General features: G+C 61.9%; 19 protein-coding genes. 6 read left to right on the forward strand and 13 right to left on the reverse strand.

What is annotated here, in order from left to right:
* Window positions 1-6: 6 nt before the first annotated feature.
* The 11 genes from ACHZCU_RS00270 to ACHZCU_RS00320 form a co-directional block, all read right to left on the reverse strand.
* A complete protein-coding gene (locus ACHZCU_RS00270; protein WP_319517184.1) occupies window positions 7-414 on the reverse strand; it encodes a DUF3168 domain-containing protein in 408 nt (135 codons plus the stop codon).
* Window positions 411-740 carry a phage head closure protein gene (locus ACHZCU_RS00275; RefSeq protein ID WP_106305050.1) on the reverse strand — a complete coding sequence of 110 codons (330 nt, stop codon included), beginning with the start codon at window positions 738-740 and terminating at the stop codon, window positions 411-413. The genes ACHZCU_RS00270 and ACHZCU_RS00275 overlap by 4 nt, the downstream gene beginning before the upstream one ends.
* Window positions 740-1,306 (reverse strand): phage head-tail connector protein, encoded by a 567-nt coding sequence (locus tag ACHZCU_RS00280; RefSeq protein WP_319517185.1) that lies wholly within the window; start codon window positions 1,304-1,306, stop codon window positions 740-742. Before ACHZCU_RS00280 ends, ACHZCU_RS00275 begins: the two co-directional genes overlap by 1 nt.
* 278 nt (window positions 1,307-1,584) lie before the next feature.
* On the reverse strand, window positions 1,585-2,820 hold the full coding sequence (locus ACHZCU_RS00285; protein WP_319519720.1) for a phage major capsid protein: 1,236 nt from the start codon (window positions 2,818-2,820) through the stop codon (window positions 1,585-1,587).
* A gap of 37 nt (window positions 2,821-2,857) precedes the next feature.
* Window positions 2,858-3,541, reverse strand: a complete 684-nt coding sequence (locus tag ACHZCU_RS00290) for an HK97 family phage prohead protease (protein ID WP_106305056.1) — start codon at window positions 3,539-3,541, stop codon at window positions 2,858-2,860.
* Window positions 3,542-3,576: 35 nt separating this feature from the next.
* The gene (locus tag ACHZCU_RS00295) at window positions 3,577-4,734 is read right to left on the reverse strand and encodes a phage portal protein (protein WP_319517186.1); all 1,158 of its coding nucleotides are present in this window, start codon (window positions 4,732-4,734) and stop codon (window positions 3,577-3,579) included.
* A gap of 80 nt (window positions 4,735-4,814) precedes the next feature.
* Window positions 4,815-5,132, reverse strand: coding sequence for a Dabb family protein (locus ACHZCU_RS00300; RefSeq protein ID WP_319517187.1), 318 nt, complete (start codon window positions 5,130-5,132; stop codon window positions 4,815-4,817).
* A gap of 84 nt (window positions 5,133-5,216) precedes the next feature.
* Window positions 5,217-6,554, reverse strand: a complete 1,338-nt coding sequence (locus ACHZCU_RS00305) for a DNA-packaging protein (RefSeq protein WP_394705994.1) — start codon at window positions 6,552-6,554, stop codon at window positions 5,217-5,219.
* Entirely contained in the window at window positions 6,454-6,954 is a 501-nt protein-coding gene (locus tag ACHZCU_RS00310; RefSeq protein WP_319517189.1) for a hypothetical protein, read from the reverse strand. The genes ACHZCU_RS00305 and ACHZCU_RS00310 overlap by 101 nt, the downstream gene beginning before the upstream one ends.
* 198 nt (window positions 6,955-7,152) lie before the next feature.
* Window positions 7,153-7,497, reverse strand: coding sequence for a carboxymuconolactone decarboxylase family protein (locus tag ACHZCU_RS00315; protein ID WP_106305073.1), 345 nt, complete (start codon window positions 7,495-7,497; stop codon window positions 7,153-7,155).
* 109 nt (window positions 7,498-7,606) lie between these two features.
* Window positions 7,607-8,086: a YcgN family cysteine cluster protein gene (locus ACHZCU_RS00320; RefSeq protein ID WP_319517190.1), complete on the reverse strand. Its 480-nt coding sequence runs from the start codon at window positions 8,084-8,086 to the stop codon at window positions 7,607-7,609.
* Window positions 8,087-8,321: 235 nt separating this feature from the next.
* Between ACHZCU_RS00320 and ACHZCU_RS00325 the strand changes: the two genes are divergently transcribed.
* The 6 genes from ACHZCU_RS00325 to ACHZCU_RS00350 all read left to right on the forward strand — a co-directional run bounded on the left by ACHZCU_RS00325 (window position 8,322) and on the right by ACHZCU_RS00350 (window position 14,878).
* Entirely contained in the window at window positions 8,322-9,668 is a 1,347-nt protein-coding gene (locus ACHZCU_RS00325) for a substrate-binding protein (RefSeq protein ID WP_319517191.1), read from the forward strand.
* Window positions 9,669-9,745: 77 nt separating this feature from the next.
* Entirely contained in the window at window positions 9,746-10,762 is a 1,017-nt protein-coding gene (locus ACHZCU_RS00330; RefSeq protein ID WP_106305082.1) for a branched-chain amino acid ABC transporter permease, read from the forward strand.
* A gap of 4 nt (window positions 10,763-10,766) precedes the next feature.
* Window positions 10,767-11,912, forward strand: coding sequence for a branched-chain amino acid ABC transporter permease (locus ACHZCU_RS00335; RefSeq protein WP_319517192.1), 1,146 nt, complete (start codon window positions 10,767-10,769; stop codon window positions 11,910-11,912).
* A gap of 4 nt (window positions 11,913-11,916) precedes the next feature.
* Window positions 11,917-12,684: an ABC transporter ATP-binding protein gene (locus ACHZCU_RS00340; RefSeq protein ID WP_106305088.1), complete on the forward strand. Its 768-nt coding sequence runs from the start codon at window positions 11,917-11,919 to the stop codon at window positions 12,682-12,684.
* An 8-nt stretch (window positions 12,685-12,692) separates the two neighbouring features.
* Window positions 12,693-13,451: an ABC transporter ATP-binding protein gene (locus tag ACHZCU_RS00345; RefSeq protein WP_319519721.1), complete on the forward strand. Its 759-nt coding sequence runs from the start codon at window positions 12,693-12,695 to the stop codon at window positions 13,449-13,451.
* Between the two features lie 494 nt (window positions 13,452-13,945).
* A complete protein-coding gene (locus ACHZCU_RS00350) occupies window positions 13,946-14,878 on the forward strand; it encodes a hypothetical protein (protein WP_319517193.1) in 933 nt (310 codons plus the stop codon).
* 13 nt (window positions 14,879-14,891) lie between these two features.
* On the opposite strand, the gene ACHZCU_RS00355 is transcribed toward ACHZCU_RS00350, so the two are convergent.
* Together ACHZCU_RS00355 and ACHZCU_RS00360 are read right to left on the reverse strand one after the other, a co-directional pair.
* Window positions 14,892-15,236 (reverse strand): DUF1491 family protein, encoded by a 345-nt coding sequence (locus ACHZCU_RS00355; RefSeq protein ID WP_319517194.1) that lies wholly within the window; start codon window positions 15,234-15,236, stop codon window positions 14,892-14,894.
* 41 nt (window positions 15,237-15,277) lie between these two features.
* Window positions 15,278-16,195, reverse strand: coding sequence for a peptidoglycan-binding domain-containing protein (locus ACHZCU_RS00360; protein WP_319517195.1), 918 nt, complete (start codon window positions 16,193-16,195; stop codon window positions 15,278-15,280).
* Window positions 16,196-16,250 lie beyond the last annotated feature (55 nt).

The raw sequence follows: 16,250 nt of genomic DNA on the forward strand, positions 1-16,250 counted from the left end.
GCCGGCTCAGGCGGGTTCGGTCACGGCGCGAAACCGCATTTCGGCGAGGAAATAGCCGGTCCGCGTCACCCGTCGCACCCGCGTGGAGCGGTGCAGCAGATTGATCAGCGCAAACCCGGAAAGGCTCAGATCGCTGTCATGAAGCAGCGCTTTCACCCGCGCCTCGATTGTCTGCAACGTCTTGCGGCCATGCGCCTCCGACCAGATCTCAATGGTCAGAAAATGCTCGCTTCCGCTCTCCGTGGACGTTGAATAGTCGCGGGTCTCGCACTCTCCAAAGACAATGGCCGGCAAACGCGGCCGGCTGAGCAGCCGGTCGAAAATCGCATCGGCGCCGATCAGTGCCGACAGCGTCGTGTCGGAATTCAGCGTCCTGTGGATTGCGCCGAGCAGTGCGTTTTCAGCAGAACTCATGTCGCCACCTCCTCGCAACGGCAGACCGTATAGCGCCCGGTCTCATCCGGATCGCGCCAGCCGGCCAGTCTGAAAACCCGGCTGCCGCGCCGAAATCGCATGCCGGGCACGAGATCAGCGCGCGCCCTCAGCCAGATTTCGTGGGTCACCCGAAAGGTCTCGCCATTGGCCTCTTCGCTGAAGGCAATCGATACGGGTTCGATCCGGGCCCAGGCTTTTGCGAAGGCCACATAGGTGATTGTTGCACCGCCCTGCCCGTCAGAGGTGGCCTCAGGCGTCATCAAATCGAGACGCGCGGAAAATGCGCCGGGGTCGAGTGTCAGCATCAAAGCCTCCAGGCTTTCAGCGGCGCAATCAGCCGGTCATAACCATCCGGCGCACCGGCAGGCTGCTGCCCGGCGCTGACGACCCCGCGAAAGACAAACATGTGGGCGACGTGGCGCAGGATCGCCTGCCTGGCGACCTCCGGCACATCCGCCGCGGCTCCGAACCCGGCCGTAAAATCAACCTCGATCCCGTTCACGCCCGCACGCCGTCCGGCAAGCGCCGGCAGATAGAACCGCGCCGGCCGCGCCCGGCCATCCAGCCGCGCACGATCAAGCGAAACAACGGACGGCGTACCGCCGCCATCGTAGACCGTGACGGCCTCGACCGATTGCACCGGCCCGCGCGCCAGCGACACCATCCCGCTTGACGGCCAGTCATCACGGCACAGCCGCCATTGCTGGGTCACCAGCGAAAGGCCGCTGATCGTCTCCAGATAGTCCCGTGCCGTGGTGATCAGATCGCCCAGCAGCGAGTCCTCGTCACCATTGTCCAGTCGCAGAAAATCCCTGGCCTCGGAGACCGTCACCGGTTCTTCCGCTGCCGGCGTGATCAGGGCATAACTCATCGCAATCGTGTCCTTGTGCCATCAAAAAACCCCGGCAGAACCTGCCGGGGTCGGACTGCTGACAAAGTCCCGTGCGCCGTCATGCCGGCCTTGAGCCAGCATCCGGAGCCGCCTGGCGAGGCATTGCCGCGAAACCCCCTTCAAAGGTACGCGTCATGTCGCCCTGGACCCCGGATCAAGTCCGGGGTGACGGATAAGAAGAGCGCAACGGGTTTTGTCAACAAACTGAATCCTGGCAGTGTCTAGACTGCCGGGTTGCTTCGTATCCGTTCCGCCGCTTACGCTTCGCCGAACTTGACCAGCTTGATCGCCTCGAAGTTCTGCACCCCGCCGCCGACGCGCTTGGTGGTGTAGAACAGCACGTAAGGCTTGGCGGAATAGGGATCGCGCAGTACCCGCACACCGGCGCGGTCGACAACCAGATACCCGGCGGCAAAATCGCCAAAGGCGATCGACATGCTGTCGGTGCCGACATCCGGCATGTCCTCCGCTTCGGTCACCGGAAAGCCCATCAGCGAGGCCGGCTGGCCAAGACTTGCAGGCGGCTGCCAGAGATAGTTGCCGTCGGCATCCTTGAATTTGCGAATCGCCCCTTGCGTCTTCCGATTCATCACGAAATTTGCGTTCTGGCGGTGCGCCGCCTTCAGCGCATAGATCGTCTCGATCAGCGTATCGGAAGGATCGGCCGCCTTGAAATCGCCGTCGACGCCGGTGGCGATATAGCCGATCATATCCCACTCCCAGGCGCTGTCGGCCACGGTGGTGTAGCTCAAGAACCCCTTGGGCGTATTCACCGTATTGCCGTTGACAAAGGCCGCACCTTCCTGCTCGGCAAAGGCGATATCGATCTCCGAAGCGATCCAGCTTTCGACATCGACAGCCGCATCGTCAAGCAGCGAGGCGCTTGCCGCCGGCATGGCGTAAAGCTCCATGGTGGGGAAAGTCAGTTCGGAGATATCCGGCGTTGCCGTCTGGTCGCGATCGGCAATCTCGCCGACCCAGCCGGCCGTGAAGCCCGAGGCGATAAACGGCTTCTTCAGCACCGCACCGGAAACCTGGCGCACCGTTGCCAGCCGGCGGATCGGCGAGACGGCAGAGAGCCTGCGGCCGATTTCCGTGTCGGTTTCATCCGGCACCAGATAACCGCCATCGCTTTCCGTCGTCGATATCGCCTTGGCCTCGAGCGCACGCAATCCATGCTCGTCACCACGGCGGATATAATTCTCGAACGCCGCCTTGTGCTCGCTCGCCGCAAGGCTCGTGCCGCGGCCAAGCGCCGGTCGCGCCTTCTTCAGCTGGATTTCCTCAAGTTGGCGGGCCTGTGCATCCATGGCGCGGTTGATGCGGTCGACCTTTTCGCGGGTCACCACATCCTCGCCCATCTTGCTTTCGATTTCGCCAAGCCGGCGGTCATTGGCATCCTTGAAGCTCTCGAAGCTCGACATGAACGCCTCGAACGCCTCCGAAATGCTCGCGGGCGCACTCTTGATCTCGGGCGCCGCTTTCATCTTCATATCTGTCACGATGAATTCCTCTCACTGATTGAAAAGGTCAGGACGACATCAACCGGCGTGCGCGGTTCAAAAGCCCGAGCAGCCGTTCGTCGTCGGTCTCGTCGCCGCCGGCCGCATCCCGCCCGCCGACCAGCGCGTCATAGCCGCCGGACAGAAGCCGGCGCGCCGCCTTTCGGCTCAGGCCGGCATCCCGCGTCAGCCATCGCTCGAATTCTCGGATTGTGGGAAATGCGTCACCGGCCTGCTTCACGCTGGCAATGCGTGCCGATGGCAGCATCGGAAAGGTGACGATTGAAATTTCCCAGAGATCCGCTTCCAGCACCCGGCGCACCCCGGTTTTCGCATCGGTCTTGGCGCGCACGGTCTGGAACCCGATGGAAAGCCCGTCGAGACCGCCGGATTTCATCAGCGCATGCACCTCGCGGGCCCGCGCCACATCGGCCGAAAGCACACCCTCGACATAAAGCCCGCGCCCGTCCTCGCGGATCTTGCGCCAGGCGCCGATCGGCTCGGATGGATCGTGCTGAAACAGCATCCGCACGCCTTCGGCCCCGCGTTTCTGCAGCGAGCGCGAAAACGCGCCGCGCTCGATCATGTCCTTGCCGAGGTCGATTTCGCCGAACAGGCTGGCATAACCGGAAAACGAGCCGTCGCCGGCAAGGTCCGTCAGCGACAGATCGGCATATTTCAGTTCATCGGCCAGCATGGTTTTCCCGCCCATATCCGCTCCTGTTTCAGGATTTTTGTTGCTCATGCTCAGTACCCCACGGCCTCGCGCTTCTCTTCATCGGTGAGGAAAGCGGCCGCAGAAACGCGGGCCCACAGCGCATCGCGTTCGGCGGCAAGGGCCGGCACCTGGTCAAGGTCGGGTTCAAGCTTCAGCCCCTCGCCGTAAACCGGCTCCAGCCAGGCCGTCAGCGAGGCGGCGGTGCGGGCAATCAGCGGCAGCACGGTCAGCCGGTAGAAGGCGCGGTTGGCCTCCTGATAGTTGGAATAGGTGTTGTCGCCGGGAATGCCGAGCATCATCGGCGGCACGCCGATAGCAAGCGCGATATCGCGGGCCGCACCATTGCGCGCCTCGGTAAAATCCATGTCGCGCGGCGTCAGCCCCATCGCCTTCCAGTCGAGCCCGCCTTCCAGAAGCAGCGGCCGCCCGGCCTTCACCGGGCCGCTATAACCCTCTTCCAGCTCCTGCTTCAGCCGCTCATACTGTTCCGCGGTCAGGTTACCGCCATCCTTGGGCTGATAGACCAGCGCGCCGGACGGTCGAGCCGAATTGTCGAGCAGCGCCTTGTTCCAGACCGACGCCGCATTGTGCAGGTCGAGCGCCCGCTGGGCGGCGGCCAGCGGTGAAAATCCCGTCTGGTCGTCAAGCGGATGAAACAGCCGCATATGAAGCAGGCTCAAACCATCCCCTTCGGCGGCAAACCGGCTCACATGATTGCCGGTGCGATATTCATAAGCCTCCGGCCAGCCATCACGCCCCTCGATGACGCGGATACGGTCAGGCCGCAGAAGATGCAGTTCGCGCAAATCCTCGCCCAGAACGATCGGCTCGACATAGGCATTGCCCGAAAGCAGCAACGCCCCGAACAGGGCTTCGAGAAAATCCGCCCCGCACATGCGCCGGTTCGGCCGTTTCAAAAGCGAAAGCAGCGGATGATCGGAAACAAGCGTGCCGTTTTCGAACAATTGCCAGGGCATGTTCCCTGCCGCCTCGGCGATCAGCCGGACAGCCCGATGGGCGACCGGGTTTTTCATGAACCCCTCGCGGGCAAGGGCGGTGTAAGAGCGGCCGGACCAGCGCGCCTCGCCGCTCAGCGCCAGCGCGGAGACCATTGTCGCCGCCTTTTTATCGGACACGCGGGCAGCGTCGGTCGGGCGCCTGCCCGGCAGATGAAAGGGCATTTTCATGCCTCACCCCTTTTTCCTTGGCTTGAAACAAAAAAGCCCCGGCGAACCGGGGCTTTGTCAGTCAAATTTCAGTTGAGACCTCAGTCCCTGTAGCGCGAGTGCCGCACTGCAACCGAAGAGTCAAAATCGGCGGCAATCCGCATTTCGCGGAGCGGCCGGACCAGAGAGGTCGACTTCTCATAAAGCGGGTGGGCGCGATAGGCGGCAAGCGCCGCCTCGTCCGTAAACTCGCCATAGACGATGAAATCGACTTTCTCGTCATAAAGATCGCTGCGCGCGTTGCGGCCGATCTCCAGCACTGTTGCATGCGGGTTTTCCGTCAGGATCGAAAGACCGGCCTCGACCGCATCCGCGTCACCGCCTTCCGGCACCGAAAAGAAAACGATATGTCTGATCATGCAAAAACCTCATGCAATGCCGAAACGGCCGATAGCGGCAACCGGCTAGCATGCGTCATTGTGCGGTGCAAGCGTCAATAGCTTTCAAACGCCGCGCACCCGCGGCACGCCGTCGCCCTCCAGAAGCAAAGCCGTCAGTGCCCAGACCAGCGCATCCAGCCGGTCGGGCGAGCGTCCGGCGGAAAGCCCATCCGGCCCGAAATCGCACATCTGGTCGACGAGCCGGGCAAAATGCCCCGCATGGCGCACCCTGCCCTGCTCATAGAGTGCCGCCACCGGTTCGGCGCGCAGAAACTTGCCGCGTTTGGCCCTGACCGTCGAAACCGGCAGGCGTTCATCAACGCTTTTGAGCATGGCAGTCACCATATCGCCGCCCTGATTGATCTCCGCCACCACCCGGTCGGCATCGAACCGGCGAAACGCCTCGACCACGGCCAGCGCCCATTGCGCCGGCGTCCCGCCCTCAACGGAACAGTCCGCCAGCACCAATGCGCCGCCATTTTCCATGGCTCCGGCAACCACGATGCCGCAGACGGACCGGCGGCCGGAGCCCGAAGGCGGGTCGACAGCAACGACAATCCGCCCCGTCGCCATTGCATTGCGCGAAACGGCCGCCTCAAGTTCCATGCGCCTCCAGAGCCCGTCCTCGCGATCCTCGATCAGTTCGCCGTCCAGTTCCTGGCGGCCAAGCCGCGTGCCGCCATAGCGGCTCGCAAGCGCCTTGATGAAGCCCGGCGCCAGATTGGCGCGGTTATCGGCCGTCGCAATCCGCGTCAGCGCGGTATCATTCTCCGCCATCAGCTTTTTCAGCAGCGGCACGGCACGCGGCGTTGTCGTCACCATCTGGCGCGGCGTCGCGCCAAGCCGCAGCCCGAACTGCAACATATCCCAGCATTCCTGCCCGTAACGCCACTTCGCCAGCTCATCGCACCAGGCAAAATGAAACTGCGGCCCGCGCAGCGCCTCCGGATCTTCGGAGGAAAACAGATAGGCCATGGCGCCATTCGGCCAGACCAGCCTGCGCCGCGTGATCTCGAAAACCGGTTTCATCCGCCGCGCCACCCGGCAGATACCGGATACGCCGTCAATCATCACCTCGCGGGCATCGCCCAGCGTTTCGGCCACCAGCGCCATGCGCAGATCGCTTTTCGGCCCTCCGGCAAGCGCCAGATCATGCACCCATTCCGCCCCGGCGCGGGTCTTGCCGGAACCGCGCCCGCCCATCAAAAGCCATGTCCGCCAGTGCCCTTCCGGCGGCAATTGTTCCGGTCGCGCCAGAAACGACCAGTCGCGCGCCAGTTCACGGACAAAGGCATAAGGATCATTCTGTACCTGTTGTGGCCCGCTCGGCGATCCGCTTTTGCGCCAGTTCCTCGGCCCGCTTTTCGATGAGGTCGAGGAAGTGGGCTTTGGCATCGTCATAATCCCTGAGGTTGAGATCGCGCTCTTCCGCATTGCGGCGGTTTTCGGCAAGCCGGCGCTGCAATTCGTCGGCCTTTTCCAGCGTGCGGATGATCAGCGCCACCGCGTCGGCCGCCGCTTTCACCTCACCGCGCACATCCGTCGCATCACCGTCTTCGGCGCGGCTCTTCTTCACCGCCGCCATCCGCAGCTTGCGGAAAAAGGCAAACTGCGCCCGCATCTCGGCCGTCAGATCATTCAGCAAAAGCCTGAGCGCGTCATCGGCATCGCCACTGCGCGCCTTCGGCTCAATCACATGATAGGCCGTCTCCACACGCCGCCCGGCGAGATCGCCGTCATAGCGCGGGCTGCGCGGCCACAGCCCGAACAGCGAAATATCGCATGTCTCATGGTCAACCACGAAACCTCCTTCCGGCGCTCCGGCAGCCGTTCGGCAACAAAAAAGCCCGGCTGGAAAACCGGGCTGAAAAATCGGATGATGAGCCTGAAACCGGGTTTGGTGTCGTCTCCGACCCTCACAGATTTCCGACTGTAGACAAAACCTATCAAACGACCGTAACGCCGTCAAGGATTATTTTCCTATTATGAGATTTTTTTCTCATTTTGCCGAGAACTGGTCGAAGGCTTCCATCGCGTGTGCGGAATACATCAGCGACGGTCCGCCGCCCATATAGACGGCGACCCCCAGCACTTCCTCATATTCCGCCCGGGTCACGCCAAGCTTGACCAGCGCCTTGGCATGAAAGGCGATGCAGGGCTCGCAGCGCAGCGCCACCGCCATGCCGAGCGCGATATATTCCTTGGTCTTGGCATCAAGTGCATTCGCCTTGCAGGCTGCGCCCGCCATTGCCGAAAACCCGCTCATCGTTTCGGTTATGTCCTTGCGAAGCACGGCGGTCTGCTTCGAAACATCGACGGTCATCTGAACGTAGTCGGTAGCCATGGGAGGATTCCTTTATATTCATACTTACGAGGATGAATACATAAAACCCGTCCTTAGCCCTGCCTTGCGCTGGATCAAGCGCGCAGGGACAAACCGGAATTGGAACCAATCAGCCGGTCTTCTCGCCCGTCAGCGCCGGCCATTCGATGATGTAGTCCTCATAATCCTCCACCGGCACCTCCATCTCGCTGACCGTCCGGTCGCGCGCGGAAATGCCCGCCTGATGCACGGTTTCGCGATCGCCGGAAACGAGATAGTGCCACCAGTAAAGGTCATGGCCTTCATGCACGAGCCGATAGGCGCAGGTCGGCGGCAGCCAGGGGATTTCCTCAACGCCCGCAAGGTCGAGCTGAATGCATTCCGGCACCGTTTTCCAGCGCTCCGGATAGTCCGAACACTGACAGCTGTGGCCGTCGAGCAGGCGACAGGCAACCGAGGTATAGGCAATCTCGCCGGTTTCCCAGTCCTCCAGCTTGTTGAGACAGCACAGCCCGCAACCGTCGCACAGGCTCTCCCATTCGCGGTTGTTCATCTGATCGAGCCGCTTTGTCCGCCAGAACGGTTGCTGTTCCTGTGCCTTGTCGACCATATCCGGATCACCTTCATGTTGAAGGCCGCTATATGCGACGGCCTGTCCCGCGGTTCAACCCGCCATCGGCGCATATGCCGAAGGTAAGCCGGCGCTGCCTTCGACCAAGGTCTTATCACTTTCGCTCAATTGCGACAATTTGACCGCTTGTTACTGTCTTCCATGCGCTTTGGAGGAAAGCGCCGCTGCACCCTGAGGAGCGTGCAGTCATCTCTGACGACTTGGGAGGAGTCCGATGTCAAAATTTATCATCAACCGACGCAGCCTGCTGCGCGCGGGTGCGGCTGCCGGTGTGACGCTGGCCGCACCGATGCACTTCATGCGCGGAGCCTATGCGCAGGACATGTCCTGCAACATGCCGACCGGCAGCACCGTCACCCTCGGCTTCAACGTGCCGCAGACCGGGCCTTACGCCGATGAGGGGGCGGATGAAATGAAGGCGCTGCAGCTTGCCGCCAAGCATCTGAACGGGGAAGGCGACGGCGGCATGCTGGCCACCTTCTCCTCCAAGGCGCTCAAGGGCAACGGCATTCTCGGCAAGAAGGTCAACTACGTCACCGGCGACACACAGACCAAATCCGATGCCGCCCGCGACAGCGCCAAGCGCATGATCGAGAAGGAAGGCGCGGTGATGATCACCGGCGGCTCATCTTCGGGCGTGGCTGTCGCCGTCCAGAGCCTTTGCCAGGACATGGGCGTGATCTTCATGGCCGGTCTCACCCACTCCAACGACACCACCGGCAAGGACAAGCGCCGCTACGGTTTCCGTCACTTCTTCAACGCCTATCAGTCGGGCGAGGCACTCGCGCCCGTACTCCAGCAGGAATACGGTTCCGACCGCCGCGCCTATCACCTGACCGCCGACTACACCTGGGGCTGGACCCAGGAGGAATCGATCAAGAACGCGACGGAAGGTCTCGGCTGGGAAACCGTCCAGACCGTCAAGACGCCGGTCGGCGCCGGCGATTTCTCACAGTATATCACCCCGGTGCTGAATTCCGGCGCAGACGTGCTGATCCTCAACCATTACGGCGGCGACATGGTCAATTCCCTGACCCAGGCCGTGCAGTTCGGTCTGAAGGACAAGCAGGTCAACGGCAAGAATTTCGAGATCGTCGTGCCGCTGTTCTCCCGCCTGATGGCGCAGGGCGCAGGCGCGGCCGCTGAAAACATTCTCGGCTCGGCCAACTGGAACTGGTCGCTCGATGATGACGGCAGCCAGGCTTTCGTCAAATCCTTCGGCGCGGAATACGGCTTCCCGCCGTCCCAGGCCGCCCACACCTGCTATGTCCAGGCCCTGCTTTATGCCGATGCCGTGGAACGCGCCGGCACCTTCTTCGCACCGGAAGTCATCAAGGCGCTGGAAGGTTTCGAGTTCGATGGCATGGGCAACGGCCCGACCCTTTACCGCGCCGCCGATCACCAGTGCATGAAGGATGTGCTGGTGGTGCGCGGCAATCCCGATCCGCAAAGCGAATTCGACCTTCTGGAAGTCGTCAAGGTCGTGCCGCGTGCCGATGTCGAATACGACCCGTCGATCTTCGGCGGCGAGCTCGGCCCGGATACGGCCAAGACCTGCTGATCTGAAACGATCGCTGCATTTTCGGCCGGGCGTAACAATAGCGCCCGGCCCTTCCGGCAACAGTGGAAACGCGGTCAATGGACGCCATCATCATTCAGTTTCTGAACGGCCTCGACAAGGGCGCAGCCTATTCGCTGATCGCCCTTGGCCTGACGCTGGTCTTCGGCACGCTCGGCGTGGTCAATTTCGCCCATGGCGCGCTGTTCATGCTCGGTGCGTTTTGCGCCGTCACCTTCAATGCCCTTCTGACATGGCCGGTCCAGCCGCCCAAGGCGGAAGGCGCCCTGTTTGCGCCGCGCCCCGTGCCCTACATGGAATACGCCTTCGGTGATTTCGGCGCAGCCATGATCAACTGGTCGGTTCCGCTCTCGATCCTGCTGGCAATTCCGGTCATGCTCATCATCGGGCTTGTCATGGAACGCGGGCTGATCCGCTTTTTCTACAAACGTCCCCACGCCGACCAGATTCTGGTGACCTTCGGGCTGGCCATCGTGCTGCAGGAGATCATCAAGAAGATCTACGGCGCCAATCCCGTGCCGCAGGCCGCCCCCGACGCCTTTGCCGGCACCGCCAATATCGCAGCCTGGTTCGGCATGGCCGATGCCTTCATCGTCTATCCCTGGTGGCGGCTGATCTACTTCCTGTTTGCAGCACTGGTCATCGGCGCGGTCTTTGCCTTCCTGCAATTCACCACCTACGGCATGGTCGTGCGCGCCGGCATGCGCGACCGCGAGACCGTCGGCCTTCTCGGCATCGACATCGAGAAGCGCTTCACCGTCGTCTTCGGCATCGCCGCCGTCGTCGCAGGACTTGCGGGTGTGATGTACACGCCGATCCTGCCGCCGAACTATCATCTCGGCATGGATTTCCTGGTGCTGAGCTTCGTCGTCGTCGTGGTCGGAGGCATGGGTTCCCTGCCCGGCGCCATCGTTGCCGGCTTCACGCTCGGCATCCTGCAATCCTTCGCCTCGATGAACGAGGTCAAATCCATCATTCCCGGTATCGACCAGGTGATCATCTACCTCGTTGCCGTCATCATTCTCTTGACCATGCCGCGCGGGCTCATGGGCCGCCGTGGCGTGATGGAGGACTAACCGAATGTTTGCCAATCTTTCGCGCAACGACTGGCTGCTGTTCATCGTGTTTTCGGTGATCGTGCTTCTGGCGCCGATCCTGTTCATGCCGCTGGGAGCCGCCTATCCGGCCCTGCTGCAGAAATTCGCGATCTTCGGGATTTTCGCCATCGGCTTCAACATCCTGTTCGGGCTGACGGGCTATCTTTCCTTCGGTCACGCCGCCTTTCTCGGCGTCGGCTCCTATGCCGCCGTCTGGTCGTTCAAGCTTTTCACCATGAACGCCATTCCGGCGATCATCTTCGCCATGATCTGTTCGGGCCTGTTTGCCGCCCTTATCGGCTATGTCAGTCTGCGCCGCTCCGGCATCTATTTCTCGATCCTCACGCTCGCCTTCGCACAGATGAGCTACAATCTCGCCTATTCTGTGCTGACCCCGATCACCAACGGCGAAACCGGCCTGCAACTGTCGCAAAACGACCCGCGCATCATCGACCATATGTTTCTGACACCCGGCGAAGGCCTGCCCTCACCCGATTTCTTCGGGATCGAGCTTCAGGGCTATGCCGGGTTTTACTTCTGTGCCATCGCCCTTCTGGTCTGCTTCTTCATCACGCTCAGGATTTTCCGCTCGCCCTTCGGCATGATGCTGAAGGCGGTGAAGTCCAACCAGAACCGGATGATGTATACCGGCTTCAACACCCGCCCCTATCTGCGCTCCGCCTTCATCATCTCCGGCATGTTCGCAGGTCTTGCCGGCGCGCTGATGGCCGTCACCGATCCGCTGGCCGGTGCCGAACGCATGCAGTGGACGGCCTCCGGCGAGGTGGTGCTGATGACCATTCTCGGCGGTGTCGGCACGCTGCTCGGCCCGGTCATCGGCGCCGTCGTGATCAAATATTTCGAAAACATCTTTTCCTCGTTCAACGATGCCGCGCTGCACGGCGCGCTGTCGGCCCTGCCCGACGTGATCGAGACGCCGCTTGTCGGGCTGTTGTCGCTGTTCGTCGGCGATGGCTGGCACCTGACGCTTGGTCTCATCTTCATGGCGATCGTCATCTTCCTGCCCGGCGGCATCATGGAAGGCGCCAAACGCCTGCGTGTCCGCTTCTTTGGCGGTGGCGGCGGTCGCAAGGCGCAGTCGGCCGCAAAAATCCAGCCCGCGGAGTAGAACCATGGCAGAGAAGAATATCGTTTTGCACGTTGCCGATGTTCACAAGAGCTTCGGAGGCCTGCGCGCCCTCTCCGACGTTGACCTCGAGGTCGAAAGCGGCAAGGTCCACGCCATTATCGGCCCGAACGGCGCGGGCAAGTCGACCCTGCTCAATGTCTGCATCGGCCGCATCAAGCCAAGCCACGGCCATGTGATCTTCGACGGACAGACGCTCGACCGGCACGAACCGCACGAAATCAACCAGATGGGTGTATCGCGCGTGTTCCAGACCCCGGAAATCTTCCCGGACCTGACGCTGATCGAAAACGTCATGATCCCGGCATTCGCCCGGCGCGACGGCGCTTTCCGGCTGAACGCCGTCAGGGCGCTTTCCGGCGAGAAGGAAATTCGCGACGAGGCGGAATTCATGCTCGAGGATATCGGCCTTTCCGCCCGCCGCCATCATGAGGCCGGCTCGCTGTCGCGCGGCGACAAGCGCCGGCTGGAACTGGCCATGTGTCTAATCCAGAAACCGAAACTGCTGCTGCTCGACGAGCCGACAGCCGGCATGGCGCGCCACGACACCAACATGACCATCGAGCTGTTGCAGCGCATCAAGGCCCGCGGCATGACCAAGGTGATCATCGAACATGACATGCATGTCGTGTTTTCGCTTGCCGACAAGATCTCGGTTCTTGCCCAGGGCCGCATCATCGCCGAAGGTTCTCCCGATGAGGTCCGTGGCAATCCGAAGGTCCGGGAAGCCTATCTCGGGGAGGCTCACGAATGAACATGGCCATGGAAAAACGCAATTTCGCCGGGGAGCAGGTCAACGTGTCGGAAACAGTCAATGATGCCTTTCTGTCGGTGCGCGACATTCATGCCTGGTATGGCGAAAGCTATATCGTGCAGGGCGTGTCCTTCGACATCAGGAAGGGCGAGGTGCTTTCGCTTCTCGGCCGCAATGGTGCCGGCAAGACCACGACGCTTCGAACACTTGCCCGCCTCGATAGCCCGACCCTCAGCCAGGGCGAAATCTGGCTTGATGGCGAGCCGCTGCACAACAAGCGCGCCTTTCAGGCCGCACGCGCCGGCGTCCAGCTTGTGCCGGAAGACCGGCGGATCATCGGCGGGCTTTCGGTGGAGGAAAACCTGACGCTGGCCCAGGTCGCCGGCGATAAGGGCTGGTCGGTCGAGGAAATCTATGATCGCTTTCCCCGCCTTGCCGAACGCCGCAATCAGGAAGCCGTCACCCTTTCCGGCGGCGAACAGCAGATGCTGGCGGTCGCCCGCGCGCTGGCCCGCAAGATCAAGATCCTGTTTCTGGACGAACCTTACGAAGGGCTCGCTCCGGTGATCGTCCAGGAAATCGAGAAGATCGTCGGCCAGATCCGCGATCTCGGCATCACCACCATCATCGTCGAACAGAACGCCGTTGCCGCCCTCAGACTGTCCGACCGCGCGGTGATCATGGATACCGGCGAGGTCGTCTTTTCCGGCAGCGCCCAAGATGTGCTCGACAATGTCGAACTGCGCGAGGAATATCTGGCGATCTGACCCGGTCCGACCGGCGGCGAGTTTAGAGTCCTTCAGGTCTAAATGGAAGCAGTTCTGTTTGCCCAAACCGGTCATTCCACGCGAAGAAGCCCGCGCGGCATAGCCATAGCTATGGCGAAGGGCTTCGACAAAGTGGATGGCCGGTTTCGGCAAACCCGAAGGGCGGCATGAATTTGCGCCATTACCGGCGGTCTTCGACTTGGACATAGCTAGGGCTATGCCCTGCGCCAAAGCCCTTGGTCCTGGCGCAAATTCCTTGCCGCAGAACGCTTCCATTTAGACCTGAAGGACTCTAGCCGTGCCGCCGGTCAATGCCGACAATCGCCTATGGTTAACATCTTTCTAACGTTTTCCCCTTAACCTCTTGTCAGATTGAAGACATCTATGCGTCGGGCGAGAATACGACTGCCGTTTTTTCGACATCCCGGTGTGGCAGAGAAGAATGACATCATCCGGCGGATAAGCTGCCGATGGTCTCGTCGGGGAGTACGGCCTTGGTCGATCGTTACCGGGAACTTGAAGGGCTGAAGAATACGCGCAAGCTCGATGTCGTGCTGATGGCAACGGTCTCGAGTTTCGGAGCGCTTGAAAAACCAAGTGCTGCCGAACGCCGCCGCTTTGTCGAACTGTTCCCCCCGGTCTATGAGGCATCGACACCCGAAGCCCGGCGCCAGGCGGTGGCCGCCCTTTCCGGCCATCCCGATGTCCCGCAGGAGATCTGCCACTATATCGGCAGGCAGGAAATCGCCATCTCGGCGCCTTTCCTGGCCCGTTCGCCGGCAATTTCCGACGAAACCCTGACAGTGCTGATCGAAACCATGAGCGAGGAGCACATCCGCGCCATCATCCACCGCGCCGACCTGTCGCAAAAGGTCATTCAGGCGCTGATCGGCTGCCACCGCCCGCAAGATGATGAAGTCCCGGAAGGCAATTTCGATGTCCGCACCGGTTCGCGCGATGAAAGCGAGGTCTTGCGCCAGACGCTGAAGGCAATGGCGGCGAAAGCGGGCAGCGCGGCCGAAGACAGGCTTGGCCTTTCAACGCTTTCGGAGCTGCAGACCGCACTGCTCGTCCGTTTTGCCCGCCGTGGCGAAGGCACGCTGTTTCTCGAAACATTTGCCCGCGCCCTTGGCGGCGACCGCGTGCTTGCCGCCGAAGTCCTGGCCGAGGCGAGCGGCCGGCGTCTCGGTGTCGCGCTCATCGCGCTCGGCATGACGAAGGATGACACGACCTACGTGCTCCCGCGCATCGCGCCCGACCTTGCCGGCGACAGACAGAACAATGAAGATGCGGCGGAAAAACTCGTCGACGGCCTGCAGCCGACCGCCTGTATCGAGGAATTGCTGGCGTGGCAGAACAGGCGCGCCGAAGAGGAAAAAGCTGCCAGCGAAAACGCCCCGCGGCGTCAGACCCGCCGCTCTGCCTGACCTTCAGGACGGCTCACTCATCCTCACCGGCAACGGCGAACAGCCCCTCGACCGTTTCGGTCTCCAGCACCACGACCCAGAGATCGCTGTCAAACCGGACTTCCTTTTCCAGCTTGCCTTCCACCTCGTCAGGCGTGGCCCGGTCCAGCCGTTTTTCGAAAAGCCGGTCTTCGGCGCTTTCTGCCGTAAAAAACTGCGGCGCAGGCATGAACAGGCATTCGCGGCCATCCCGCATCACCTGCCGGATCGCGATCGCGCCGGCATCGGCCGCGCCCTTGCGCTCCACAACGGCAAAATCGCCGCTGGAAAACACCCGGCGCACCAGCGCCGATACGAAGATATCCGATTTAAGGCGCATGGCCCGGTATCCTGTTCAAGGAGAAGTCGGACATGCGGCCGTCAGAGCGCGCCGATTTCCGCCAGCTTGTCACGCACGGCCACGCTCGGCTCGCCGGTTTCCGGCAGACGGTAGTGCTTCTGGAACTGCAGGATTGCTGCACGGGTGTTGGCACCGGCAACGCCGTCAACCGTGACGTCGTCATAGGCGATATTCACCAGACCACGCTGTATTTCCACCACCATCGGATCGGCCACAGACGCCGAAGCCGAAATGCTGCCCGTCGGATTGTCAGTTTGCACACCGGCCGCCACCTCCGCCCGCCGCGTCGGCACCGGCGGCAAGCCGGTATCGCTGCTTTTCAGGAGGGCCAGCAGGCCTTCATCGGCAACACCGGTCTCGGCAATCCCCTGATCGGCCTGAAAGGCACGCACAGCCGCTTCCGTCAGCGGCCCCGTAACACCGTCGGGCTTGCCCTCGTAATAGCCGGCCGCTGCAAGACGTTCCTGAACCTGACGGATAATGGCATGGTCATCGACGGCAACCGTCTCGCGCGGCTTGGGTGCTCTAACCGAAGGTGCCGGTTTGGGAGGCGCTTGCTCGACGGATTGCAGGATCGCCATCAGATCGTCACCGCCGTCGGAACGGTCAAGTGCGGCAACTTCGACCGCGCGGTCGTCATCGCCATTTTCCAGCTCGATCCGGAAGGTTTCGAAATTCTCTTCACGCGCCATCCGCCGTCCGGGAACGGCATAGGGATCGGACGGTTGCCGGGTTTTCATCAGCGGTTCGGGATGCGGCCCCGGCTGGTACCAGAGCGCATTGGCGGAAACGAAACTCAGAACGACGCCGAAGGCCAGCGGTCCCCCAACCCAGGACGGGTGGCGGGCGACAAATCCCCCGATTGAAACACAACTACGCCTCAGGATGGACGGCGTCTTCTTGCCGCGCCTGCTCTGCTTTTTCCTTGCCTTTGCCATTCATCTTCACTCTTCATATCGCGTCCTGGCGTCAGCCGCAGCCAACGTCGCCCCC

It is taken from the genome of uncultured Martelella sp. (assembly GCF_963677965.2).
GTDB classification, from domain to species: Bacteria; Pseudomonadota; Alphaproteobacteria; order Rhizobiales; family Rhizobiaceae; genus Martelella; species Martelella mangrovi.